The sequence below is a fragment of the Thermoflexus sp. genome, from assembly GCF_042408365.1.
Lineage (GTDB): Bacteria > Chloroflexota > Anaerolineae > Thermoflexales > Thermoflexaceae > Thermoflexus.
Genome location: NZ_JBHOQJ010000036.1, coordinates 1 through 22,272 on the forward strand (window position 1 = coordinate 1; position 22,272 = coordinate 22,272).

Below are 22,272 nucleotides of genomic sequence, written 5' to 3' on the forward strand. Positions count from 1 at the left end.
CGCTCGGCAGCGTAGTCGAGATCCGCGTCCCGATGGATGATCACCCCTGCGTTCCCCCCCAGCTCCAGGGTCACCCGCTTGCGGCCAGCGCGGGCCTTCAGCTCCCATCCCACCACCGGGCTGCCGGTGAAGGTCAACATGCGGATTCGCTCATCCCGCACCAAAAGCTCGGCATCTTGCGTCGTGCATGGAACCACTGCGATGCCCTCTGGAGGCCAGCCGGCCTCCAGTACAATTTCCCCGAGCTTTAGGGCGCTGACGGGGGTCTTGGTGGAGGGCCGGATCAGGATGGGGTTCCCTGCCGCGAGCGCTGGCGCGACCTTGTGGACCACCAGATTGAGAGGGAAATTAAAGGGCGTGATCCCCAAGATCGGGCCCAGAGGGACCCGACGGATATACCCCGTCCGCCCCTCGGTTCCCGGCATCCAATCCAGGGGGACGATCTCCCCGTAGATCCGCTTGGCCTCCTCGGCAGCCACCTTAAAGGTGAAGATCGCGCGGTCTACTTCCACCCGGGCCGTGCGGATCGGCTTGCCAGCCTCCAGAGCGATGGTGCGCGCCAGCTCCTCCCGCCGGGCGGCGATCCCCGCGCTGATCCGCTCCAGGATCTCCGCCCGCTTCCACGAGGGCATCTGCCGCGTGGCCTCGAAGGCCCGCGCCGCTGCGGCCATCGCGGCCTCCAACTCCGGCGGCCCTGCCCGATGCACCACGGCCACCAGAGCGTCGTCGTAAGGGCTCCGCACCTCCACTGCGTCTCCGGTTCGGACCCAACGTCCGGCCACCAGGGCCCCGTATTCGCCCAGGCGGCTCTCCGCGGGCCGTGTCTTCTCTCCGAGCAGCGCCGCACTCCCTCGCAACCGCCCTTGTGCGTCCATTCTCAACCTCCCACGAACGTTAGTGAAGAAGCCCCAGCGGCTCCTCGATCAACTCGGCCAGCGTTCCTAGGAACTGGGCCGCCCGCGCCCCGTCCACCACTCGATGGTCACAGGCCAGCGTGAGCGTTAACATCGGCCGGATCATGGGCTGCCGGTCCACCGGAACCACCCGTTCGATGATGCGTCCCACGGCCAGGATGGCCGCCTGAGGCGGGTTCACAACCGGCATGAAGGCATCGACCCCATACATCCCCAAGTTGCTGACCGTGAACGTTCCACCTTGCACGTCCTCCGGCCGCAGCCGCCCCGCACGGGCGCGCTCGACCAACTCCTGTCGGCGTGCTGCGATCTCCTCCAGCGTGAGCTGATCTGCGTGGTGGATCACCGGCACCACCAGGCCTTCCTCCGTCGCTACCGCCAGGCCGATGTGGATCTCCTCGTGGATCACAATGGATCCTTCGTGCCACCACGCGTTCAGGCGCGGGTGCTCCCGCAAGGCTGCTGCAGCCAGCTTGATCAGCAGATCCGTGTAGGTGAGCCGCAGCGAGACCCGCTTTTGGATCCGCTCATGCCAGGTGAGCAACCGGGCGGCGTGGACTTCCCGTTGCAGGTAGAAATGCGGGGTCTGAGGCCAGCTCTGGCTCAGACGCTCCACCATCGCCCGCCACACACTCGGAAGCGAGGGAGCGGGAGGCGCCGCTGGTTGCCCTGTGTGGAGGGCCAGTACATCCCCAGCCAGCACCGCCCCCTCCGGGCCAGAGCCCCGCACCTGGCGGAGGTCGATCCCCAACTCCTGGGCCAGGCGTCGGGCCTTGGGAGAAGCAGGGATTCGCTCTCCGCGAGGAGGACCAGCCCTCCGCTGCTGCTCCAGATAAGCCAGGACATCCTGCTTGCGGACCCAACCGCCCTCCGGACGGATATCCCGGAGGTCCAGGCCATGTTCAGCAGCCAGCCGGGCCGCCACTGGGGTCGCTCGGATCTCTGGTGTTGTGGCTTTCGCTGGTTCGGGCGAGGGTCCGGGACCCTCAGGCGACGGCTCGCCTGGGGCGACGATCCAGGCGATGACCTCACCGACCCCGGCTTCCTCCCCTTCCCGCAGCCGGATCCCCGTCAGGATCCCCGAAGCGGGCGCCTCGATCTCGACTGTCACCTTGTCGGTTTCGATCTCCATCAGCGGCTCGCCCGCCTGAACCGGATCCCCCTCTCGTTTCAGCCAACGGACCAGCCGGCCTGTCCGCTGGGCCGCGCCCAGGGCCGGCATAATGACTGCGCGCGCCAGGGTGCTTCCTCCTCTTCCAGGATGCTCGCGATCGAATGCTTATCCGCTGGCAGCTGCAGGCGCTTCCTCCAGAACCCCGGGTTTCAGGCCGGCGATGATGTCAGCAAGGAATTCCCCAGGGCCCTGATCCATAGCGGCTGGCCAAAGGTCAGGGCGATGATAAACTCTCCCCCCGATCTCCGGTCTTGTGACCCAACAGGGCTCCTGGATTGCGTGGTCCAACGCTCCGTTGCGGGACACCAGGCCTCAAGCGATGCTGAACGCATAGGTATGCTTTTGGGGGGCGGCGCTTTCACCGGCCGGCCAGCGCGCCCTCCCAGCGGGCGCTCTCAGCCACAGCCCGGACACGATCCAGGGCCCCGGGGTTGTTGAGGTTCGATTGGGTCTCCCGGGTGGCGGAAAGTGGGCCGGTGGCGGTGTAATAGTGAGCGCCAGCTACGATTGGCTCCTCGGCTGGGAAGCGGGTGATCACCTCGCATCCTTCCTTCGTGACCACCACCATCTCCTCGATGCGGGCCGCTGACCAGCCGTCCGAGGCCGGCCAGAAGGTCTCCAGGGCGATGACCATCCCCTCTTCGATCACCTCTGGGTGGTCCAGGGAGACCAGGCGGCTGAAGATGGGCTTCTCCCAAATTGAGAGCCCGACGCCGTGGCCATATTGGAGGGCGAAGGCCGCCTCCTCGTTAGGGAATCCGAATTCCTCCGCCCGCGGCCAGACCTTCACCACATCGGCAGTGGTGACGCCAGGCCGAATGAGGGCGATGGCCGCGTCCAGGTAATCGCGGCAGCGTTTGTAGGCATCGATCTGGGCTCGGGAGGCGCTGCCCACGAAGAAGGTGCGGTAGTAGCAGGTGCGATAGCCGTTGTAACTGTGGAGGATGTCGAAGTAGGCCGGGTCGCCCGGCCGCAGGATTCGATCGCTGAAAACGTGGGGATGGGGGTTGCATCGCTCACCGGAGATCGCATTGACCCCTTCCACGTGTTCGGACCCCAGGTCGTAGAGGACTTTGGCTACCAGGCCGACCAGCTCGTTCTCCCGGATCCCTGGCCGCAACGCCTGGTAGAGGGCTTCATAAGCGGCGTCCACCATAGCGCAGGCGGTAGTGATCAACGTGATCTCGTCCTGGGTCTTAATCTTGCGGGCCTCCATGAGGAGCTGCTGCCCATCCACTACCCGCAACCCTTCTCGCTGAAGGGCGAACAGCACCGGGGGCTCCACGATATCCACCCCCACAGGCTCCCGGTGGAGTCCGCGCTCCTCCAGCTCGATGCGGATCTTGCGGGCCACGTCCTCAGCTCGCTCCGCCTCCGGCGGCATGGCCCCACGCAGGGTGGAGATCCCAGCGCGGGACCGCTCGGGACCCAGCCAAGGGCAATAGAGCTGATGGTGGCGGGCTGCTGAGCCAAAGTCCCACACGATCGGCTCGTCATCGCGGGGGAGCAGACAGAAACGGGCCACTTTATCCATCGCCCACGTGCCGATGTGGGTGGCGCTGATGTAGCGGATGTTGGCCATATCGAAACACAGCAGTGCTCCCAGCTCGGAGCGTTGGAAGAGGGTTCGGATCCGTTGCAATCGCTCTCGCCGCAGGCGCTCGAAATCCACCCGGGCTTCCCAATCCACCCCCATCGTTCCAAAGGTTTTCAGCCCCATGATCCCTCCTTTCGCTTATGGTCGGCCGCACAGGGTCTTCGCCGCCGCCACCACCTTCTCGGAGTCGGGTACGGTGAGATCTTCTAGAGGCGGTGAGAAAGGAATGGGAACATCCATCGCTCCCAAGCGGACCACCGGGGCGTCCAGGTAGTAGAAGGCGCCCTCGGTGATCGCCGCCGCCAGCTCGGCCGCCACCCCGTAGCTCTGGTGGCCCTCGTCCAGGATGATAACCCGTCCGGTCTTCTTAGCGGACTCAATCAAGGTCCTTCGATCTAAGGGGACGAGCGTGCGAGGGTCTACGACCTCAGCCTCAATGCCCAACTCTGCCAGCTGCTCGGCGGCCTCCAGGGCCACCTGGACCATGCGACTGGTGGCGACGATGGTGAGGTCCCGCCCCTCTCGTTTGATGTCGGCCACCCCAAAGGGGATGGTGTATTCCTCGGCTGGAACGTGGCCGCGAGTGCTATATATGGCCTTGTTCTCGAAGAAGAGCACCGGGTTATCGTCTCGTATCGCGGTCTTCAGCAGGCCTTTGGCATCATAGGGGGTGGATGGAAGAACTACTTTCAGGCCAGGGATGTGGGCAAACCAGGCGTGTAAGCTCTGACTGTGTTGGGCGGCCTTGCGCAGTGTGGCTCCCATGGTGGCGCGGATGACAATGGGGGCTCGCCACCGCCCTCCGGACATGTAGTGCACTTTAGCCGCCTGGTTGACGATCTGATCCATGGCCAACGTGAGAAAGTCCCCGAACATGATGTCAACCACTGGCCGCATCCCGGTCATAGCCGCCCCCACCGCGATCCCGGTGAAGCCGGCCTCCGAGATGGGAGCATCGATTACCCGCTGGGGCCCAAACTCCTCAACCAGGCCCTTCAAGACCTTGAAGGGGGTCCCGGCCTCCGCCACATCCTCCCCGATGATGAACACCCCGGGGTCCCGCCGCATCTCCTCGGCCAGGGCCTCCCGGATGGCCTCGGCCATGGTGATCACCCGATCAGCAGAAGCCCCTTCAGGGTTCCGCTTTGTCAGCGTAGACATGCTGCGCCACCTCATCCGGGATGGGGTAAGGGGCATTCAGAGCGAAGGCCAGTGCCGCCTCCACCTCTACTTGGACTTCGCGGTCGATGGCCTCCAGGACGCGCTCATCGGCGAGGCGCTCCTGAAGCAGCCACGTGCCCAGTAGCCGGATGGGATCCCGCTCGTTCTTCCAAAACTCCTCCTCTTCGCGGGAGCGATAATATGAGCGGTCGATATCGCCGACGTGATGGCCATAGTAGCGATACGTGTGGCAGAGCAGGAAGGCAGGCCCTTCCCCTGCCCGCGCCCGCTCGACCAGCCGTCGGGCAGCAAAATACACCGTCCGCACGTCCTGACCATCCACCGCCTCGGCGTAGATGCCGAACGCCCTGGGGCGGTCCAAGATCTCACCGGCTAGGACCTCTTGGTAGGGGGTGTATTCGGTGTAGAGGTTGTTCTCGCAAACGTAGATAACGGGGAGCTTCCACAGGGAGGCCATGTTCATCACCTCGTAGAGCACGCCTTGGCCCAGGGCTCCCTCGCCGAAGAAGCAGACCGCCACCTGATCCGTTCCGCGCATCTTAGCGGATAGGGCGGCGCCGGTGGCGATGCCGACCGCCCCGGCCACGATGGCATTGGCCCCCAGGTTCCCAGTGTCCGGGTCAGCGATATGCATCGAGCCGCCCTTGCCCCGGTTGTAGCCAGGGGCCTTGCCCAGCAGCTCCGCGAACATGCGGTCCATGGAGGCCCCCTTCGCCAAGCAGTGGCCATGTCCGCGATGGGTGCTAGTGATGTAGTCGTCGCGGCGCAGTGCCTCGCAAACCCCCACCGCCACGGCCTCCTGACCGATATAGAGATGGGCCAGGCCCGGCATCTTGGCGCTCATGTAGAGCTCGTTTACCTGCTCCTCAAAGCGGCGGATCCGCAGCATCTGGCGATACATATGCAGCCACTGTTCTCCGTCGACGGTCATCGCATGATGCCGTTCGGCGCGCATCTCGAGGCCCGGGGATGGCATCATCGATTCTCCTCCTGCGCTCGGATCACTCCTCTAAGCCGGCCATGCGGGCTAGGACATGGAAGACAGCTGCGAAGTCCTGATGGGCCATACCCATCCCCCGCGCCGCTGTCAAGAACTCGTTGGCCACCGCGGTGGTGGGCAAAGGGACGTCCAGGGCACGGGCCATCTCGAGGGCCAACAACAGGTCCTTCTGCATCATGTTGACGTCGAACCATGCCTCCTCAGGCATCCGGAGGACGAATGGGCCGCGATATTTCAACATTGGGGAAGCGATCACGCTGTTCAAGAGGGCTTGCACGGCGGTCTCGCGGGAGATGCCGCTCTTCTCCGCCAGCAGAACGGCCTCGCTGAAGGCCAGCATCTGAACGGCTAAGCCGAGGTTGACTGCGATCTTCATGGCCACCGCCATCCCATTGGGGCCAACGTATGTGATGGTGGGGCCGATATCCCGGAGGATCGGCAGCACTTGTTCGAAGACCGCGCGATCCCCGCCGACCATAATCGAGAGTTGCCCGGCCTCTAACGTGGAGACGCTGCCGGAGACGGGGGCATCCAGCATGGCTGCCCCTCGGGCAGCCACCTGGGCCGCCAGCTCCCGACTGAAAGCCGGGCTGACGGTGCTCATATCGATGTAAACCTTTCCAGGGCCCAGGCCGGCCAGGATCCCATCGGGCCCTAAGGCGACAGCCTGGAGGGCTCTGGTGTCGGTGACCATGGAGAAAACGATATCGACGGCCTCCGCCACGGCCCGCGGGCTGTCGGCCCACCGCATCCCTGCCTCAATTAGCCAGCGTGCCTTCTCCTTCGTGCGGTTGTAGCCGGTAACCGTGTGGCCAGCGTCCATTAGCCGTTTGGCGATCCGGCCGCCCATCGTGCCCAACCCGACGAACCCTAGGTTAGCCACGTGAGTCCCTCCTCAGCGGGTTTCCTCCTCGATGCGCACACTGTCCTCGCGGATCTGTTGAAGGTGGGCGATCATCGCCGCCCGCGCCCCTTCAGGGTCCCGGCGCATGACCGCCTCGAGGATCCACTTGTGGTAGAACTGGCCGCGGGCCGCGCCGCCAACCCGGAACACCTGGATCCGGTGTTCCCGCAGCAGATCGATGATTGGATCCAGAAGCAGGGGGATCAAAGGGTTCCCAGTGCCCTCGGCTAAGGCCAAGTGAAAATCGAGGTCAGCTTCCACAAACCGCTCGGGGTCGTCGAGGGAGGCATCCATGATCTCCACCGCCCGCCGCATGGCCTCCAGGTGTTCCTCGGTGGCCCGCTGGGCCGCCAGGGCGGCGATGGAGGGCTCCAACAGCTCGCGAACCTCCATTAGATCGGAGATCCGGCGGGCCCGCTCTCGACCCAGCAACATTCCCAAGGTCTGCCGAATCACCTGGGGGATATTGTCGGCCACAAACGTTCCTCGCCCGGGATAGACCTCCACCAGACCCTTTTCCCTCAAGGCCTTGATCGCCTCCCGCACAGCAGTGCGGCTGACCCCAAATTGTTCGGCCAGTTCCCGCTCGGACGGCAGCTGATCCCCGGGCCGAAGCTCTCCATGCTGGATCCGCCGCTCGATTTGTTCCACGATCTGTTCATATAGTCGGGACAAGCGCACTGGCGTATACATCTCCCCTCCTCGAACCCTATGCATCGCTCCTTTCCCCTGCCACCTCACGGCGCGAGGAGGAGCCTTCCCAAGAGCTAATCATCAGATGGTATGCTGGTATGACCAGCACGATCCTAGCATATTTTGGCCAAATTGTCAAGACATATTGTTTCATCCATCATTTTGAAGGTGTGGGCAGTGAGAGCCAAGGCCCCTCCCCCCAAACCCTTAGGGGATCAAAATCACGAGACCCCATGCCCCTGCTTCCACCAACTTTGCGAAATGCATTGACGAAAGTCCCAAAAAGCTTTAGTATTCTAAATAGAGAAACAATGTTCCATTATGTGAAACAGCGGATGGCGCGGGTCATGAAACGAAAAGTGGCCAAAGCGAGCGTGGGGGGGGCACAACGTCTGCAGACCATCGATCGGGCATTGGGGTTGCTGGAGCTGATCTGTCAGGCGGAGGATGGGTCCTCGATCACAGAGCTTAGCCGGCAGACCGGCCTGCCAAAGAGTACGGTGTATCGATTGCTGGCGACCCTTGTTGCCCATCGGTTAGTGGTTCAGGATCCTCAGACGAGTCGCTATCTCCCGGGGATCAAGTTATTCGAATTGGCCCAGGCGGTCTCACAGAAACTTGAGCTTCGCAAGCAAGCCCTCCCCGAACTCCGTGAGCTGTGTCAGCGGACAAACGAAACCGTGCATCTGGCCATCCTGGATGATGGCGATGTGATTTACATCGATAAGCAGGAGAGCCAGCAGACGATCCGGATGTTCTCGGCGATCGGCAAGCGAGGCCCTGCCCATTGTACGGGTGTGGGCAAAGTTCTGCTGGCTGCCCTGCCCGAATCGGAACTGGATGAGATCATCCGCCGCAAAGGGCTCCCCCGATTTACTGAGAAAACCATCACGGATCCCGAAATCCTGAAAGCACACCTGGCCCAGGTGCGCCGGCAAGGGTATGCCATCGATGACACCGAACATGAGCCGGAAATTCGCTGCGTGGCCTGCCCGATCCGGGATCACACGGGCCGGGTGATCGCTGCCGTCAGCCTGACCATCCCAGCTTTCCGGGCTACACGAGAACAGATCGAGGCCCTCGCTCCTCTTGTCCGCGAATATGCGGATCGGATCTCCCGCAAGATGGGCTGGACCGGTGGGGAACTGTGAAGGAGGTGCTCGGATGCGCCGGCGGATTCAGCCAATGCCCCAGCGACCATCCCCTGAACTCCTGGAGGGCTTCCGGGAGCTTCTGAAGATCTATAGCCCATCCTGTGTGGTGGCGGATTCAATGGAGCGGGATGGGGTGATGCACTCCAGCCTGAAGCCGGTCTTCCCCTGTCGGTTCGTTGGACCCGCGTTGACTGTGAAGCTCTTCCCGGGAGATCTGGTGGACTGCCTGGATGCCCTGGCTGTCGCTCAAGCGGGAGATGTCATCGTGGTGAGCGCAGGTGGGGAAACGGAGACCTCCGTATGGGGCGGCCTCATGGCAGGCCTCTGCAAGCAAAAGGGCGTCGCAGGGGCTGTTGTGGACGGAGCTATCCGGGATACCGATGAAATTCGCGACCTGGGGTTTCCGATCTTCTCTCGCGCGGTGGTCCCTCGCTCCACGCATTCGCCATATTCCGGGCGACTAGAGCCCATCGAGGTAAACGTTCCGATCGTCTGCGGCGGTGTGCTAGTCCGTCCAGGAGATTTGGTCCTCGCGGATGAAATCGGTGTGGTGGTAATCCCCCTGGAGGAAGCCGCTGAGATCCTGACGCGGGCCCGACGACAAGCCGAAAAGGAGGAGGCAACCCGTCAGTGGATCCGTGCTGGTAGGACGGTGGAAGAGATCCTGCAAGCTTTCGGCCGCCTTTAATAGAAAGGAGGAGAGCATGAAAAAGGCACACCGTAAGCTGACGCGTCGTGAGTTCCTGAAAGCCGCGGGGCTTGCAACAGCTGGGGGTCTGTTGAGCACCTGTGCCCCAGCCCCGACCCCGACCCCAGCGGCCCCCGCCACCCCTGCGCCGGGCACGCCTGTGCCCCGTGTGGAAGGCGCCACTCCGGAGGAGCGGGCATTGAACGGGATTAAGGCGCTGAAGGCGGCCGGCAAGATCAAAGACGGTGATACCTTCGTAATCCTTCACCACTCCGGCCAGCGCAACAATATTGTCCCTGCCCTTGAGGAGTGGAATCGGCTCACCGGCCTGAACTTTGTCAGCGCGGAGGAGGGACTGGAAGCCAATATCTACACCAAGGTTATGAATGAGGCAGTCACTCGGACAGGAAGCTATGACATCTTCCTCACCTTCGTGAACTGGATCGCCGACATGGCGGAGGCCGGGCTGATCGTCGATCAGACGGAGTGGTGGGAGAAGTACGACCCCGAGGTTGATCACGGTCCGAACGCATACGTGCCACCGATCGATCGCTTCACCTCCCTGTACAAGGGTCGCCGCTATGCGATGGGTGCTGACAACGACACTTTCTCAATGTTCTATCGCAAAGATCTGATGGAAAATCCCGACGAGCAGAAGCGATTTGAGGACAAGTTCGGACGCAAACTGGAGGTTCCCAAGACGTGGGAGGAGTTCGATCAATGGGTGGCCTTCTTCGACCGTCCGGATCAGGGCATGCGGGGCGTTCACATGTATGCGGAACGTTACTTCGCCTACACCGGATGGGCCGCTCGCTTTATCTCCCGCGGTGGCGCTTACTTTGACGACAACATGGATCCCCTGATCACCTCGGAGGAAGGCGTCACAGCCTTGGAGGAGATGGTCCGTCTGATCCAGAACCACGCCTGGCCGGATGCCGTGACCGGCGACTGGTCGGTGGCCTATACCCGCTTCCCCGAAGGCTCCGTTTTCTGCGCCTGGGCATGGCCTTCCCTGGGCAAGTGGGCGCAGGATCCCAAGACCTCCAAGATCGTAGGCAAAGTGGGGGCGATGGAGATCCCAGGGACGATCCACGATGGCGAGCTGGTCCGGGCGGTGCCGCATGTGGTTGGGTGGAGCTTTAGCATCTCCCGCTACAGCAAATCCCCTGAAGCTTGTTACTGCTTCATTCAGTGGTTCTGCGGCCCTAAGACCGGGTTGGATGCCATCGCCCGCGTAGGGACGCTGGATATCTTCCGTCAACCATGGTTCAATGAGCCCAAGATGAAGGAGGCCTACGGAGCGGAGTTCCTGCCGGTGTTACTGGCCAACTCCAAGAACGCCTTTCCGGACATCTCCCTGCGCGGCGCAAATGAATATCTAGATAAGCTTAATCTCCATCTCCAGCAAGCTTTCGCCGGCCAGAAGAAGCCGGAGCAAGCACTCAAAGATGCGGCCGACGAATGGCAGAAGATCACGGACCGGCTGGGACGGCTGAGCCAGATCGAGGCCTGGCGGCAGGAGCGCAAGAACTACCCCGAGCCGATCCAGCGCCTCTGGCGGAAGAAAGGCCTGTTCAAAGACTGAAGGATCGCTATTCGGCATAAGGAGCCGGGCTCCGGCCCGGCTCCTTATCCGTCGCAGGAGGCGAAATGCAGCATCGGATGCGGTGGGTCCAGTGGTTGAATGATGAGCGCTGGATGGGGCAGTTGCTGATCCTCCCCATGCAGTTGTTGATTTGGTTCGTTCTCATCATCCCCATGCTCATCGTCATCTATCTGAGTTTGGTATCCTGGCAGCCGATCATGGGGGTGGATTGGTGGCAAGCGCCATTCGCCGGTTTAAGGAATTACGCGCAAGCCCTTCAAGATCAACGTTTCCTGACTGCTCTGGGTCGAACCATCGGTCTGGTCCTGGTCGCTGTGGGCATGGAGTTCCTTTTAGGATTAGCTCTTGCGATCTTTTTCCATCAGCAGGAATTCCCTGGCAAGCGCCTTTTCGCCTCGATCATTCTTTATCCGATGATGCTCCCGTGGGTTGTTGTGGGGCTATGTTTCTATCTGCTCTTCTTGGATAAGGGCCCGGTCAATTACATCCTCATCAGCCTATTTGGACCAGGGGCTTCCGTCCAGTGGTATCAAAATCCGGTTCTGGCCCTGATGACTATCGCCTTGGCGGATGTTTGGCAGTGGACTCCATTCATGTTCCTGGTCATCTACTCCGGATTGGGAGCTCTCCCTCCGGAGCCCATCGAGGCCGCAATGACCTTAGGGGCTAGCCGGTGGCAGATCTTCCGTTATATCGTCTTCCCTATGCTGAAACCTGTGTTGATGATCGCCCTAATCATACGCACGTTGGAGGCTTTCAAGATCTTCGATCTGGTCTACATCATGACAGGGGGTGGACCGGGAACCTCGACTGAGAGCCTCTCTTTGTATCTTTATCGAACCGGATTCGTCTACGGACAGCTCTCTTATGCGGCCGCGATGGCCTTGCTCATTCTGATCTTGGTTGCCGTGATCGCCCGGTTGGCCGTCCGACCGTTGGAAGCGGAGCTGGAAGCCCGATAAGGGGGAAGCGATGTCTAACCGCATCTGGGTTTCCTGGTTAACCCGGTGGGGAATCGTCCTGATCGTGAGCCTGATCACTTTGGCCCCCGTCATCTGGGTGCTTTCCCTTTCCTTTAAGCCGCCCCAGGAATGGCTTGCTTATCCACCCACTCTGATCCCGAGGCAACCCACGTTTGAGAATTATCTGGTTTTGTTCTGGCCCGGGAACCCCGTGGGCGTGGTCAGTGAAATGGTCCGCACCGCCGAACCGGTCACCCGCGCCTTCGTGAACAGCCTGCTCATCGTTCCGATCTCTACAGCGCTCTCCATCATTATCGGGTTCCTGGCCGCATATGGGATCTCCCGTTTTGGCGCGGGTGGAAACTTCCTGCCCTTCTCCGTCCTGACCACACGGATGTTCCCGCCCATTGCTTTTGCCGTTCCCTTGCTGGTCTACTATCGATCTCTCGGCCTCATCGATACCCATCTGGGATTGATCCTGATGTATACAACCTTCACGCTGGCCTTCTCCCTCTGGATGATCAAGGGCTTCATTGATGGCGTGCCTCGTCATATCGAGGAGGCAGCGATCCTAGATGGGGCCTCGCGCTGGCGCGTCATGTTCACGATCACCCTCCCCTTGATCCGGGGAGGCCTCGCCGCCGCCGCGCTCTTCGTGTTCATCATGAACTGGACGGAGTTCCTTTTCGCCCTGGTCTTCACCTCGCGCTTTGCTGTAACCCTGCCGGTCCAGGTCAGCCGGTACGCCGGAGCTGTAGGACGCTACTATGGCCCCCAGGCAGCTCTGGGCATCGTCGCATCTATACCTGTTCTAGTCGCTGGCTATCTCATTCAACGTTACCTTGTCCGTGCCTTCACTTTCGGACTGGTTAAATAGCCATGGCCCGCGAAGGACAAATTCTGATCCGTCTCGAAAACATCACCAAGGAATTCAACGGAACCATCGCCGTCCACAATCTGAACTTAGAGATTTGGGAAGGCGAGTTCCTGTGTTTCCTGGGTCCATCGGGGTGTGGGAAGACCACAACATTGCGCATGATCGCTGGCCTAGAGCGACCCACGCGAGGGGAGATTTATCTGCGGGGTCAGCGGATCACAGATTGGCCTCCACAACGGCGCAACATCGGCTTCATGTTTCAGAACTACGCGCTCTTCAACCATATGTCGGTTTATGAAAACCTTGCCTTCGGCCTATGGGTTCGGCGCGTTCCCAGGGAAGAGATCGAGCGCCGAGTGCGATCGGTCGCGCAGGCTCTTGAGCTGGAGCCCGTGTTGCATCTCCGGGCCTCTCGTCTGGATCTCAGCACCATGCAACGGGTGGCCTTGGCCCGTATCCTGGTGATTGAACCCCAGGTGCTGCTTCTGGATGAGCCCCTGAACAACTTCCGCCCTGGGCTGCGCGAATTAATGCGGGCGGAGCTGAAACGCTGGCAATATCAATTCGGGCGCACCATGGTCTACGTGACCCATGATCAGGAAGAAGCCATGACCCTTGGGGATCGTATTGTGATCATGAATGCCGGGCATATCGAACAAGTGGGAACCCCGGACGAGGTGTACCAACGTCCAGCCACCCTCTTCGTGGCCAGCTTCATCGGCCGGCCATCGATGAACCTGCTCCCAGTTGAATATCGGATATCCGAGGGGCGCGCATTCTTGGTCTCCCCCGATTTTGAAATTCCAGTCGACGACCGCCGTGAGATCATCGAAAAGAGCCATTCCTTGCCCAACCTGATCCTCGGAGTTCGACCGGAGCAGCTACGGATCCATGATCCGCAGGAATCCTCCCCGCCGGATCTCATTCGTATCCCTGCTCAGGTTGATCTGGTCCGACCGCAGGGTCGGAAGTTGATTTTAGATGTGAAAACACGCAGCGGCACTCTCCTTCAAATGGTCGTGCCGAGCATCCGGCGATTCGTCGCCGGAGAGCAGCTGGAAATCGCCTTTTATCCTCATCAAACCCTTCTATTCGATCCACAAACCGGAAAAGGGCTCTGCTGATGGCTTCCGTCGAAGTCCGCCAGCTTTATAAGCGTTATGGCCGGATCCAGGCTCTTCAGGGCCTGGAATTCTCGGTGAAAGACGGGGAGTTCTTCTGCTTGCTGGGGGCTCCAGGGGCGGGGAAAACGACGACGTTTCGCGTCATCGCCGGCCTGGAGAAACCCGACAGGGGGGAGATTCGAATCGGCGGGGAGCTGATGAACGCCATCCCCCCTCAGCAACGCGATGTGGCGATGGTTTTTGAAGACGTTGCCCTTTACCCCCACATGTCCGGGTTTGATAACATCGCTCATCCCCTTCGTCTGCGTCGATTTCCGGAAGCGGAGATCCGCCAGCGGGTCGGCGAGGTCGCGGAGCTGCTGCGCATCTCCCATCTTCTCCATCGCCTGCCACATACCTACAGCGGTGGGGAGCGCCGTCGGGTTGCCATCGCGCGAGCCATGATCCGTCGGCCCCGTGTCCTGCTGTTGGATCAGGCCTTCACCGATCTGGACGCGAAAATCCGCCAGGAGATGGCTGCCGAGCTCAAACGCCTGCAACGAGAGACAGGCCAGACGATGATTTACGCTACCCATGACTTCGAAGAGGCGGTGGCCATGGCGGATCGCATCCTGGTGATACGGGATGGGCGCGGGATCCAGGTCGATGAGCCCCATGCGCTTTACAACCGCCCGGCCACGGCTTTTGTGGCCAGCTTTTTAGGGAGCCCGGGAATGAACCTGTTCCGCTGCCAGGCAATCCCAGGGCCAGAAGGCACCTGCTTCTCGCGCTCCGGGTTCATGCTTTCTTTTCCGCTGCAGCTCCAGGAAGAACGGGAAGTCATCCTTGGAATCCGCCCCGAGCATCTCCAAATTCATCCCAACCAGTCCCCGGGAACCCTGGAAGCGGAGGTTGAGATCATCCAGCCCCTGGGCCTGGAGCGCATTGTGGATCTCCGGATTGGGCCACTCGTGCTGAAGGCGATCGTCTCCGCGGATCTGCCCTTGCGATTGGGCCAGAAAGTATGGCTCTCATGGCCTTTTGAGCATCTCTTTGTTTTTGACGCGGAAACCGAGGAACGGATCTATCCAGAGTGAAGGAGGCTCCCATGGTGGACACGGCTCGGCGGGAGCGTCTGCTGTCGCGCATGCGAGAAGAGGGATATGACGCCCTGATCTGCCGCCTGCCCGAGCATGTAGTCTATCTGACCAACTACTGGCCCCATCACGGATTCTCTGTTGCGCTCATCACTCGTGAGGGATATGTGGGGCTTCTGGTCCCTGAGATCGAGCAGGATTACACCGATCCGGCGTGGGCCGAGGTGATCCCCTTCGGGTGGGGGCTTCTTAAGGATGCAGATCTCTACGTCTCCTACCGGGAGCACCTGTCCAGGTGGCGTGATCGTCTGGGATTGCATCGGTCCATCATCGGGGTCGAACGATCGGCCGAAGTGGTCGCTCCAACGTATCGCCACGCTGAACCAGTAGTACCTGCCGCTCCCTGGCATGAGCTGCTCCGCGAGGTTTTCCCCAATGCTGTGTTAAAAGGAGCCGATGATCTGCTGGCCCGATCCCGCGCGGTCAAGACCCCTTATGAAATCGAGCGCCTCCGACTCGCGAATGAGGTCGCTGCGCTAGGCCTTGCCCGGCTGAAAGAATGGGCCGTTCCAGGGCGGACCGAAGCGGAGGTAGGAGCGGCGATTGAGGCGGAGATCCGGGCTCGGGGAGCAGGCTATCGAGGGGCACGCCTTGTCCGCGCTTCCGCTGAGGTGAGCGCTGGCCCCGAGGGCAGCTATAAGGGTTACTTGCTGGTGCCTTCGACCCCGCGGGTTATCCAGGAGGGCGATCTGGTGATGGTGGAACTGGCCACCGTGGTGGACGGTTACTGGTCTGACCTCACCCGCGTCGTGGTCGCTGGGGAGCCTAGCCCGCGGCAGCGGGAGATCTATGCGTTGGTTCAAAGGGCCCAGCAGGCCGCCATCCAAGCGATGCGCCCTGGGGTACCGGCAGAGGCAGTGGATGCCGCAGCTCGTAAAGTGATCGAAGAGGCTGGATATGGAGCGTATTTCATTCACATCACTGGACATGGTGTAGGCTACCGTTACCATGAGTTCATCCCATTTCTCGCCCCAGGCGTTCAAACGCCCCTGGAGGCAGGCATGGTCTGCACAGTGGAGCCCGGCGTCTACATCCCCGGATTCGGGGGGATCCGCATCGAGGACAATGTGGCAGTGACCACCGAGGGGCCGCAGGTCCTCTCCACCGCTGATCGGACGCTTTAGGGGGAACCATGGAGCCGATCCAGGCCATCCGGGAAAGCAGGGCTTTAATCATTATGCGGGGGGAATTCGGGGATCGGCTTGAAGACATCGCCCGCATTTTAGTGGAGGAGGGATTTTTGGCGATCGAGGTAGCCATGAATTCCCCGCGTGCATTGGAGCAGATTGCCCGCCTTGCGCTGGCCTTTAAGGATCGCGCGGCCATCGGCGCAGGAACAGTGCTCCTTGTAGAAGAGGCGCAACGCGCGCTGGAGGCCGGTGCTTGTTTTCTGGTTAGCCCCCATACGGACGAGGCCCTTCTAGCTTTCGGCCGGAAGGTTGGGATCCCTGTCATCCCCGGCGCTTTCACTCCGTCAGAGATCTGGCGGGCGCATCAGAATGGCGCTGCGATGGTGAAAATCTTCCCAGCTATGCCCAGCGGCCCTGAGTATCTACGAAACCTGCGGGGTCCCTTCTCGGATGTCCCCTTTCTCCCAACCGGTGGGATCACTGTCGAGAATGCGGCGGCGTTCCTTCGCGCGGGCGCAATTGCCGTGGGCATTGGCAGCGCTCTAGTGAACTCCCAGGCGATCGCCTCCGAGGGCCTGGTCCGATTCCGGGAGGCCTGCCGCCGTTTTTCCCGCGCTTTGCGCGAACTCTAAATCGCTTGTGAGGCGCCGAGAGATGCCGGACGCTGTGACCATTGGTGAAACATTGCTGCGTCTGACCGCGCCGCCCGGATTCGGTTTGGAGCAAACGGAGATCCTCCGGCTGGAGGTGGCGGGCGCGGAATCCAATGTGGCCATCGGTCTCTCACGATTAGGGATCTCGAGCGGATGGATTTCACGCCTCGTAAACAATCCCTTAGGGCGGCGGATTGCGAACAAGATCCGCGAACATGGTGTGGATGTCTCGCGGGTGATCTGGACCTCCGAGGGGCGGGTGGGGCTGTATTATCTGGAGCTCGGACAATCCCCCCGCCCCTATCAGGTGATCTATGATCGGGCGGGTTCGGCTTTCTCCCAAATCGATCCCGATGAGGTGGACTGGGACTACGTCCGTCAGGCCAAGCTCATTCATCTTACAGGAATCACGCCCGCCCTAAGCCCGAGTTGCCATCGCTTGGTATGCCGGGCGATCGAGGAGGCGCGATCCGCTGGCCTAAAGGTTTCCTTCGATGTGAATTACCGATCCAAATTATGGTCTCTTGAGGAGGCTCGACGGGCTATCCAGCCGCTCCTTCAGGCTGTGGATGTGTTGTTTTGCACCACCCAGGAGGCCATGCAGATCCTCGAAGTGCACGGAGCTTCGGAGGTCATGCTGCGCGAGATTGCCCGTCGCCATCCAGGAGCCACCATCGTGCTAACTCTGGAAGAAGGCGGGGCGCTCCTTTGGCACGAAGGCCAAATCTATATTCAACCCGGCTATCCGCTGGAGCCAATCGATCGGGTGGGCGCGGGGGATGCCCTGGTGGCCGGTTTCCTCGCCGGATTCCTTCAAGGCGATCCTCTGCAGGGCTTGGCGTATGGTGTGGCCTACGCCGCTTTGAAGCACACCTTCATTGGCGACATTGTGTGGTGCAGTCGGTCGGATTTGGAGCAATTCCTTCGTAATCAGCATGCTCATTGGCGCTGAACCTTTGAAGGAGGTGCTCACCATGCGACTGAAAGATAAGGTAGCGATCGTGACCGGGGGAGCGATGGGCATCGGCAAGGGGATCGCCACGGTCTTCGCCCGGGAGGGCGCGAAGGTCGTGATCGCAGACGTTAACGAGGAGGCTGGACGGGCCACAGAGAAAGAATTGCGCGATCAAGGCTTTGAAGTTTCCTTCATCCGCTGCGATGTGTCCAACGAAGAGGATGTGAAGGCCCTGATCCAAAAAACCGTGGAGCGTTACGGGGCCCTTCACATCTTAGTCAATAACGCCGGCATCGGCGTCTACAAGAGCATCACCGAGGCGACCCGCGAGGAATTTGAACGCTGCCTTGCTGTGAATCTGGTGGGCCCATTCTTGTGCTCCAAATACGCCATTCCCCACATGAAGGCTTCCGGCGGTGGAAGCATCATCAACATCGCATCCGTTCACGCTGTTCAGAACGTGGGCGGGACAGCGCCTTATGCCGCTTCGAAGGGCGGGTTGGCCGCTTTGACACGAGCGGCGGCGATCGATGTCGCGCGGGACAACATCCGGGTGAATGCCATCTGCCCGGGGTGGATCGACACCCCACTGGTGCGGGGAATCTTTGCCTCCTCCCCAGATCCGGAAGGAATGCGCCGACAGGTGGAGCGACGCCAGCTGCTGGGCCGTCTGGGAACACCGGAGGATGTGGGCTACGCCGCCCTCTTCCTGGCCAGCGAGGAATCTTCTTATATCACCGGATCCCTGCTCTTCGTCGATGCAGGAATGACCGCTCAACTAGAGACATGGTGAAAGAGGGCGGAAAACCCTTGAGGCCGTGTGGGCCGCCACAGTGGTCCACACGGCCAAGGAGAGCAGACAAGAGAAAAGCCACCTCAGATGTTCTCTGAGGCGACCATGGCAAGCGGTCAAATTCAGACGGTCTCTCCCATCTTGCGCTTATCCCCCGAGCAAATACAGCATGCTCGCCGGTGCCCAGTCTGTCAGAGCCCAACGGGGGTGATCCATCAACGGCGAATCCGCCGCCTTCGGGATCTGAACCCGGCGCTGATGGAGCAGATTCGACTTCGATGCAAGTGTTGTGGTATCACTTGGACCGCGCAGCCGGAGGTAGTCCGGACGGGGGACCACCGGAGTCGAATGCTTCGGGTGCTAGGGGTGCTGCTGTATTTGCTGGGGTTCTCAGGACCAGCCGCAGCTTTTCTGTTATGCAATCTGGGTGTTCCAATCTCGGCGGCGACTATTTATCGGGATGTACAAGATTACCGGAGGGAGATCGGTCAGCAAGCCTGGCAGCGATGGCGGACATCCCTTCATAATAGCCTGTTAGGGATCAGGGTCATCCCCTCGCCCCACAACGACGGAAACACAACTTGCGGAACCTTTATATTCCCGATCGGTCAGGTGATGCTCCGACTGGATTTTTCACGTCCCGCTGATTTCAATACCCTTATCCGAGCGCTTTCGGATAGACTTCTTCTTGTCGATTGGACTTGCTCGATCCTCGGGCCTTTTTCCAAACATTATGAAGCGGCATGAAATGGCGATTGCTGGGCCCATCGGGCAATCCGTGTTGATTCAGCGGGGGATCTACTTCCACCTTTCGTCCCTGCAGCACCCCGCCCAAGCAAACTGAGGGTTTGAATTTAACGATACAGCGATGCGGCCATCCCGCGCCACGTGTGGCGCCGGCCCCGGATGGCCAGGGAGAGGGTGTAGATGTTTTCCGGGAAGGCGATGCCCATCAGTCCAGCATCGCCGATGTGGAAGATGTCCACGCCGATTCGCTTCCCCGCCAGGGCCAGCTGCTCAATCACAGAAGGGGAAGCTCCCTCTTGAGAAGTTCCAATGGTCCCCATCACCAGGCCGCCCGCTTGGTGGACCCGCGCCGCCAGCCGGGCCGCCTCGGTCTCAGTCACCCCCGGCACGGTCCCCGGCAGTGGGATGAGCACCCCATCCGCTCCCCCGGCCATCCAAGCCTCGATATCCTGCTCCGAGATCACGGGCTCATCGGCTCCTGCCTGGTGCATCTTGCCCGCCAGAATGATCGGATCCCGTCCAATCGCCTGCCGGATCGCCGCGACGGCTGCGGCGATCCCATGCCCGGTTACCCCCGTCCGGGGGTTGCCGGTGATCACGATGAAATCGGCCCCCTGCTCAACGGCCCGCCGGGCGTTTTCCGGAGTCGCCAGCCGCCCCGCGGCCCGGGTAGCTTGTTCAGGCTCTGAGATCGGCTCCAGGTTCAGGCCGATCGGACGCCCGGTCCACGTCTTCACCTGCGCAAGGGTCGTCCCGGCCCCCACCGGGAGGCGCATCCACCCCAAATCGAGATCCCCGGCGCTGGGGAAACCCATCACCTGGGGTTGCAGCACATTGTAGCCGTTGAGAAGGATCAGATCCGCCCCCATCGCGGCGGCCAGTTCCGCATTGCTGATCCCGTCCACCAGTGGAGGGGCGATGGCCAGCACCTCCGCACACAGAGCGCGCCCTTCGGCAAGCCGGATGCTCTGCAGCAAGGCCCGCCCGCCCATGGCTTGGAAATCGCTGGCGAAAGCCTCAAGCAATCGTTTCACCGACATCCTGCGCCACCGTCACATAAAGCACCGGATCCCGTCCCGCCACAACCTCCCGGGCCTCGGCGGCTTGGACCCGATAACCGGTGGGAAGATCCGGCAGGACGATTGGGGAAAGCAAGTTATACCCAGCGGCCCGGATCCGCCCAAGATCAAAGCGGACAATCGGTTGGCCGGCTTCCACCGACTCTCCCTCCTGGGCCAATCGTTCGAAGCCTTCCCCTCGAAGATGAACGGTATCCAGGCCGATGTGAACCAGGACCTTCAATCCGCTCTCCGCCTCAACAGCGAACGCGTGGTTTGCGGAGTGCAACACCACCAGGCGGCCGCGAATAGGGGCCACAGCGATCCCCTGCCAGGGCTCAACAGCGACCCCCTCCCCTAGCATCCGTTCGGCGAACACGGGATCCGGGACCTCATCCAGGGATACCACACGGCCGGTGAAGGGGGATAGGATGGGCACCATTTAGCCTCCTCGCAGGATCTTATTGATCTCCGTGGCGATCAGCTCAGCGTGAGTGCCCACCACGATCTGGATCCCATTTCCCATACGGATCGGGCGCCCGATCATCCCCGCCGCTCGCAGTTTGGCCTCATCGACTTTACTTGGATCTGCCAGCGTGGCGCGCAAGCGGGTGATGCACCCATCGATCTCACGGATGTTCTCACGCCCACCCAACGCCTCAATATAGCGCAACGCCTTGTCCCGCATACCTCACTCCCTCCACGGCGATCGAATCCTCTGCAGATGTGCCTGGGCGGGCGCCCTCAGCGCCCGCCCAGGCTTCAGGGATCTGCTTATGCTTCCGGCTCGCGGCCTGGCGTAGGGATGTTCAGGGTCCGGATCAGCCAACTAAAGAGCACATAATAAATCACCCCGAACACCACTCCTACGACCAGGAGCAGCAGTGGCTGCTTCGCGATCCCGAAGTTGATGATGTAATCGATGATCCCGGACGAGAAAGTGAACCCGTGGCGGATCCCCAGGGAGATCGTCACAAAGGCGGAGATCCCGGTGAGCACAGCGTGGAGCACGTAGAGAACCGGGGCGACGAACATGAAGGCGAACTCCACCGGCTCGGTGATCCCGGTCACGAAGGAAGTCAGGGCGGCGGAGAAGAGGATGCCCCCCACGATAGGCCGGCGCTTCGGATCGGCCGTCATATACATGGCCAGCGCGGCGCCCGGCAGGCCGAAGAGCATAATGGGGAAGAACCCTGTCATGAACAGCCCGCCCTCCGCCCCCCGCGTCTCGAAGAACCGGGTGAGGTCGCCGAATTGGAACCAGACGATCGAGTTGATGATGTGATGGAGTCCGAAGGGGATCAGCAAACGATTCAAGAAGGCGTGGACGGCGGCCCCGAAGGGCCCGGCCTGGGTAGCCCAGTTCCCCACGGCGGCCAGCCATTGCTCCGGCCAGTGCCAGATCAGCCCAAAGATAATGCCCAGGATCACCGCGGCGAACGCGGTCACGATGGGAACAAAGCGCTTGCCGCCGAAGAAGGCCAGCCACTCCGGAAGCTGGATGGTGTGAAACCGCTCGTAGAGGTAGGCCGCCAGCAGGCCGCTCAGGATGCCGGCCAGCACGCCCATGTCGGACGGCTTTTCCAGGCCGTAGACGCTGGTGCTGATGTCCGCCAGGACCTTCGTCATCACCCAGTAGCAGACGGCCCCCGCGAGGCCCGCGGTCCCCACGTCGGCGGTGAAGCCGATGGCGACGCCGACGGCGAAGAGGAGGGGCAGGTTGCTGAAGATCACGCCTCCCGCATCGGCCAGCCAGGGGATGTTGAGCAGGTCCGGCTGACCGAACCGCAGGAGAATCCCTGCTGCCGGGAGCACGGCGATCGGCAGCATCAACGAACGCCCAATACGTTGCAGGACAGCGAACATGAGAGCCTCCTTTTAACAGGATGATTCTGGTTCATGCGGCGGCGAAGCCGCTGCATGAA

At 61.3% G+C, this 22,272-nt stretch carries 22 protein-coding genes; 11 read left to right on the plus strand and 11 right to left on the minus strand.

Annotated features, from left to right (window positions below; translation table 11 throughout):
- The 7 genes from ACFMO5_RS01515 to ACFMO5_RS01545 form a co-directional block, all read right to left on the minus strand.
- Positions 1–875 (minus strand): aldehyde dehydrogenase family protein (locus ACFMO5_RS01515; protein ID WP_376791004.1); only part of this gene is annotated, 875 nt, incomplete at its 3' end.
- Between the two features lie 19 nt (positions 876–894).
- Complete coding sequence (locus ACFMO5_RS01520; RefSeq protein ID WP_376791005.1) at positions 895–2,136, minus strand: dihydrolipoamide acetyltransferase family protein; 1,242 nt, start codon at positions 2,134–2,136, stop codon at positions 895–897.
- A gap of 310 nt (positions 2,137–2,446) precedes the next feature.
- On the minus strand, positions 2,447–3,808 hold the full coding sequence (locus tag ACFMO5_RS01525) for a M24 family metallopeptidase (RefSeq protein ID WP_376791006.1): 1,362 nt from the start codon (positions 3,806–3,808) through the stop codon (positions 2,447–2,449).
- A 15-nt stretch (positions 3,809–3,823) separates the two neighbouring features.
- A complete protein-coding gene (locus ACFMO5_RS01530; RefSeq protein WP_376791007.1) occupies positions 3,824–4,846 on the minus strand; it encodes an alpha-ketoacid dehydrogenase subunit beta in 1,023 nt (340 codons plus the stop codon).
- Positions 4,818–5,843, minus strand: a complete 1,026-nt coding sequence (locus ACFMO5_RS01535) for a thiamine pyrophosphate-dependent dehydrogenase E1 component subunit alpha (protein ID WP_376791033.1) — start codon at positions 5,841–5,843, stop codon at positions 4,818–4,820. Before ACFMO5_RS01535 ends, ACFMO5_RS01530 begins: the two co-directional genes overlap by 29 nt.
- Before the next feature lie 25 nt (positions 5,844–5,868).
- Entirely contained in the window at positions 5,869–6,750 is an 882-nt protein-coding gene (locus tag ACFMO5_RS01540) for an NAD(P)-dependent oxidoreductase (protein WP_376791008.1), read from the minus strand.
- A 12-nt stretch (positions 6,751–6,762) separates the two neighbouring features.
- Positions 6,763–7,464 (minus strand): FadR/GntR family transcriptional regulator, encoded by a 702-nt coding sequence (locus ACFMO5_RS01545; RefSeq protein ID WP_376791009.1) that lies wholly within the window; start codon positions 7,462–7,464, stop codon positions 6,763–6,765.
- 347 nt (positions 7,465–7,811) lie between these two features.
- Here ACFMO5_RS01545 and ACFMO5_RS01550 point away from each other — a divergent pair, with 347 nt between their 5' ends.
- The 11 genes from ACFMO5_RS01550 (at position 7,812) to ACFMO5_RS01600 (ending at position 18,542) form a co-directional block, all read left to right on the plus strand.
- On the plus strand, positions 7,812–8,615 hold the full coding sequence (locus ACFMO5_RS01550) for an IclR family transcriptional regulator (RefSeq protein WP_376791010.1): 804 nt from the start codon (positions 7,812–7,814) through the stop codon (positions 8,613–8,615).
- Between the two features lie 13 nt (positions 8,616–8,628).
- On the plus strand, positions 8,629–9,306 hold the full coding sequence (locus ACFMO5_RS01555) for an RraA family protein (protein WP_376791011.1): 678 nt from the start codon (positions 8,629–8,631) through the stop codon (positions 9,304–9,306).
- A gap of 16 nt (positions 9,307–9,322) precedes the next feature.
- Positions 9,323–10,891, plus strand: a complete 1,569-nt coding sequence (locus ACFMO5_RS01560; protein WP_376791012.1) for an extracellular solute-binding protein — start codon at positions 9,323–9,325, stop codon at positions 10,889–10,891.
- A 65-nt stretch (positions 10,892–10,956) separates the two neighbouring features.
- Complete coding sequence (locus ACFMO5_RS01565; protein WP_376791013.1) at positions 10,957–11,874, plus strand: carbohydrate ABC transporter permease; 918 nt, start codon at positions 10,957–10,959, stop codon at positions 11,872–11,874.
- Between the two features lie 10 nt (positions 11,875–11,884).
- Positions 11,885–12,751 carry a carbohydrate ABC transporter permease gene (locus tag ACFMO5_RS01570; RefSeq protein WP_376791014.1) on the plus strand — a complete coding sequence of 289 codons (867 nt, stop codon included), beginning with the start codon at positions 11,885–11,887 and terminating at the stop codon, positions 12,749–12,751.
- A gap of 2 nt (positions 12,752–12,753) precedes the next feature.
- Complete coding sequence (locus tag ACFMO5_RS01575; RefSeq protein WP_376791015.1) at positions 12,754–13,875, plus strand: ABC transporter ATP-binding protein; 1,122 nt, start codon at positions 12,754–12,756, stop codon at positions 13,873–13,875.
- On the plus strand, positions 13,875–14,951 hold the full coding sequence (locus ACFMO5_RS01580; RefSeq protein WP_376791016.1) for an ABC transporter ATP-binding protein: 1,077 nt from the start codon (positions 13,875–13,877) through the stop codon (positions 14,949–14,951). Before ACFMO5_RS01575 ends, ACFMO5_RS01580 begins: the two co-directional genes overlap by 1 nt.
- Positions 14,952–14,962: 11 nt before the next feature.
- Complete coding sequence (locus ACFMO5_RS01585; protein WP_376791017.1) at positions 14,963–16,135, plus strand: M24 family metallopeptidase; 1,173 nt, start codon at positions 14,963–14,965, stop codon at positions 16,133–16,135.
- A gap of 8 nt (positions 16,136–16,143) precedes the next feature.
- The gene (locus ACFMO5_RS01590; protein ID WP_376791018.1) at positions 16,144–16,773 is read left to right on the plus strand and encodes a bifunctional 4-hydroxy-2-oxoglutarate aldolase/2-dehydro-3-deoxy-phosphogluconate aldolase; all 630 of its coding nucleotides are present in this window, start codon (positions 16,144–16,146) and stop codon (positions 16,771–16,773) included.
- A 22-nt stretch (positions 16,774–16,795) separates the two neighbouring features.
- Complete coding sequence (locus tag ACFMO5_RS01595) at positions 16,796–17,746, plus strand: PfkB family carbohydrate kinase (protein WP_376791019.1); 951 nt, start codon at positions 16,796–16,798, stop codon at positions 17,744–17,746.
- Positions 17,747–17,768: 22 nt separating this feature from the next.
- The gene (locus ACFMO5_RS01600; protein ID WP_376791020.1) at positions 17,769–18,542 is read left to right on the plus strand and encodes an SDR family NAD(P)-dependent oxidoreductase; all 774 of its coding nucleotides are present in this window, start codon (positions 17,769–17,771) and stop codon (positions 18,540–18,542) included.
- A gap of 854 nt (positions 18,543–19,396) precedes the next feature.
- Here ACFMO5_RS01600 and ACFMO5_RS01605 read toward each other — a convergent pair.
- From ACFMO5_RS01605 to ACFMO5_RS01620, 4 genes are all read right to left on the minus strand, one after another.
- The gene (locus ACFMO5_RS01605) at positions 19,397–20,329 is read right to left on the minus strand and encodes a haloacid dehalogenase-like hydrolase (protein ID WP_376791021.1); all 933 of its coding nucleotides are present in this window, start codon (positions 20,327–20,329) and stop codon (positions 19,397–19,399) included.
- Positions 20,307–20,786, minus strand: coding sequence for a PTS glucose transporter subunit IIA (locus ACFMO5_RS01610; RefSeq protein WP_376791022.1), 480 nt, complete (start codon positions 20,784–20,786; stop codon positions 20,307–20,309). The genes ACFMO5_RS01605 and ACFMO5_RS01610 overlap by 23 nt, the downstream gene beginning before the upstream one ends.
- A 3-nt stretch (positions 20,787–20,789) precedes the next feature.
- Complete coding sequence (locus tag ACFMO5_RS01615) at positions 20,790–21,035, minus strand: PTS transporter subunit EIIB (RefSeq protein WP_376791023.1); 246 nt, start codon at positions 21,033–21,035, stop codon at positions 20,790–20,792.
- An 86-nt stretch (positions 21,036–21,121) separates the two neighbouring features.
- Complete coding sequence (locus tag ACFMO5_RS01620; RefSeq protein ID WP_376791024.1) at positions 21,122–22,213, minus strand: PTS transporter subunit EIIC; 1,092 nt, start codon at positions 22,211–22,213, stop codon at positions 21,122–21,124.
- Positions 22,214–22,272: the final 59 nt, after the last annotated feature.

What these genes read in the sequence shown, in the direction of transcription:
- ACFMO5_RS01620 (WP_376791024.1), bottom strand. Translation starts at nt 22,213, where the DNA reads ATGTTCGCTGTCCTGCAACGTATTGGGCGTTCGTTGATGCTGCCGATC.
- ACFMO5_RS01615 (WP_376791023.1), bottom strand. Translation starts at nt 21,035, where the DNA reads ATGCGGGACAAGGCGTTGCGCTATATTGAGGCGTTGGGTGGGCGTGAG.
- ACFMO5_RS01600 (WP_376791020.1), top strand. Translation starts at nt 17,769, where the DNA reads ATGCGACTGAAAGATAAGGTAGCGATCGTGACCGGGGGAGCGATGGGC.
- ACFMO5_RS01605 (WP_376791021.1), bottom strand. Translation starts at nt 20,329, where the DNA reads ATGTCGGTGAAACGATTGCTTGAGGCTTTCGCCAGCGATTTCCAAGCC.
- ACFMO5_RS01520 (WP_376791005.1), bottom strand. Translation starts at nt 2,136, where the DNA reads ATGCCGGCCCTGGGCGCGGCCCAGCGGACAGGCCGGCTGGTCCGTTGG.
- ACFMO5_RS01575 (WP_376791015.1), top strand. Translation starts at nt 12,754, where the DNA reads ATGGCCCGCGAAGGACAAATTCTGATCCGTCTCGAAAACATCACCAAG.
- ACFMO5_RS01590 (WP_376791018.1), top strand. Translation starts at nt 16,144, where the DNA reads ATGGAGCCGATCCAGGCCATCCGGGAAAGCAGGGCTTTAATCATTATG.
- ACFMO5_RS01565 (WP_376791013.1), top strand. Translation starts at nt 10,957, where the DNA reads ATGCAGCATCGGATGCGGTGGGTCCAGTGGTTGAATGATGAGCGCTGG.
- ACFMO5_RS01550 (WP_376791010.1), top strand. Translation starts at nt 7,812, where the DNA reads ATGAAACGAAAAGTGGCCAAAGCGAGCGTGGGGGGGGCACAACGTCTG.
- ACFMO5_RS01525 (WP_376791006.1), bottom strand. Translation starts at nt 3,808, where the DNA reads ATGGGGCTGAAAACCTTTGGAACGATGGGGGTGGATTGGGAAGCCCGG.
- ACFMO5_RS01530 (WP_376791007.1), bottom strand. Translation starts at nt 4,846, where the DNA reads ATGTCTACGCTGACAAAGCGGAACCCTGAAGGGGCTTCTGCTGATCGG.
- ACFMO5_RS01580 (WP_376791016.1), top strand. Translation starts at nt 13,875, where the DNA reads ATGGCTTCCGTCGAAGTCCGCCAGCTTTATAAGCGTTATGGCCGGATC.
- ACFMO5_RS01585 (WP_376791017.1), top strand. Translation starts at nt 14,963, where the DNA reads ATGGTGGACACGGCTCGGCGGGAGCGTCTGCTGTCGCGCATGCGAGAA.
- ACFMO5_RS01555 (WP_376791011.1), top strand. Translation starts at nt 8,629, where the DNA reads ATGCGCCGGCGGATTCAGCCAATGCCCCAGCGACCATCCCCTGAACTC.
- ACFMO5_RS01560 (WP_376791012.1), top strand. Translation starts at nt 9,323, where the DNA reads ATGAAAAAGGCACACCGTAAGCTGACGCGTCGTGAGTTCCTGAAAGCC.
- ACFMO5_RS01595 (WP_376791019.1), top strand. Translation starts at nt 16,796, where the DNA reads ATGCCGGACGCTGTGACCATTGGTGAAACATTGCTGCGTCTGACCGCG.
- ACFMO5_RS01570 (WP_376791014.1), top strand. Translation starts at nt 11,885, where the DNA reads ATGTCTAACCGCATCTGGGTTTCCTGGTTAACCCGGTGGGGAATCGTC.
- ACFMO5_RS01545 (WP_376791009.1), bottom strand. Translation starts at nt 7,464, where the DNA reads ATGTATACGCCAGTGCGCTTGTCCCGACTATATGAACAGATCGTGGAA.
- ACFMO5_RS01535 (WP_376791033.1), bottom strand. Translation starts at nt 5,843, where the DNA reads ATGCCATCCCCGGGCCTCGAGATGCGCGCCGAACGGCATCATGCGATG.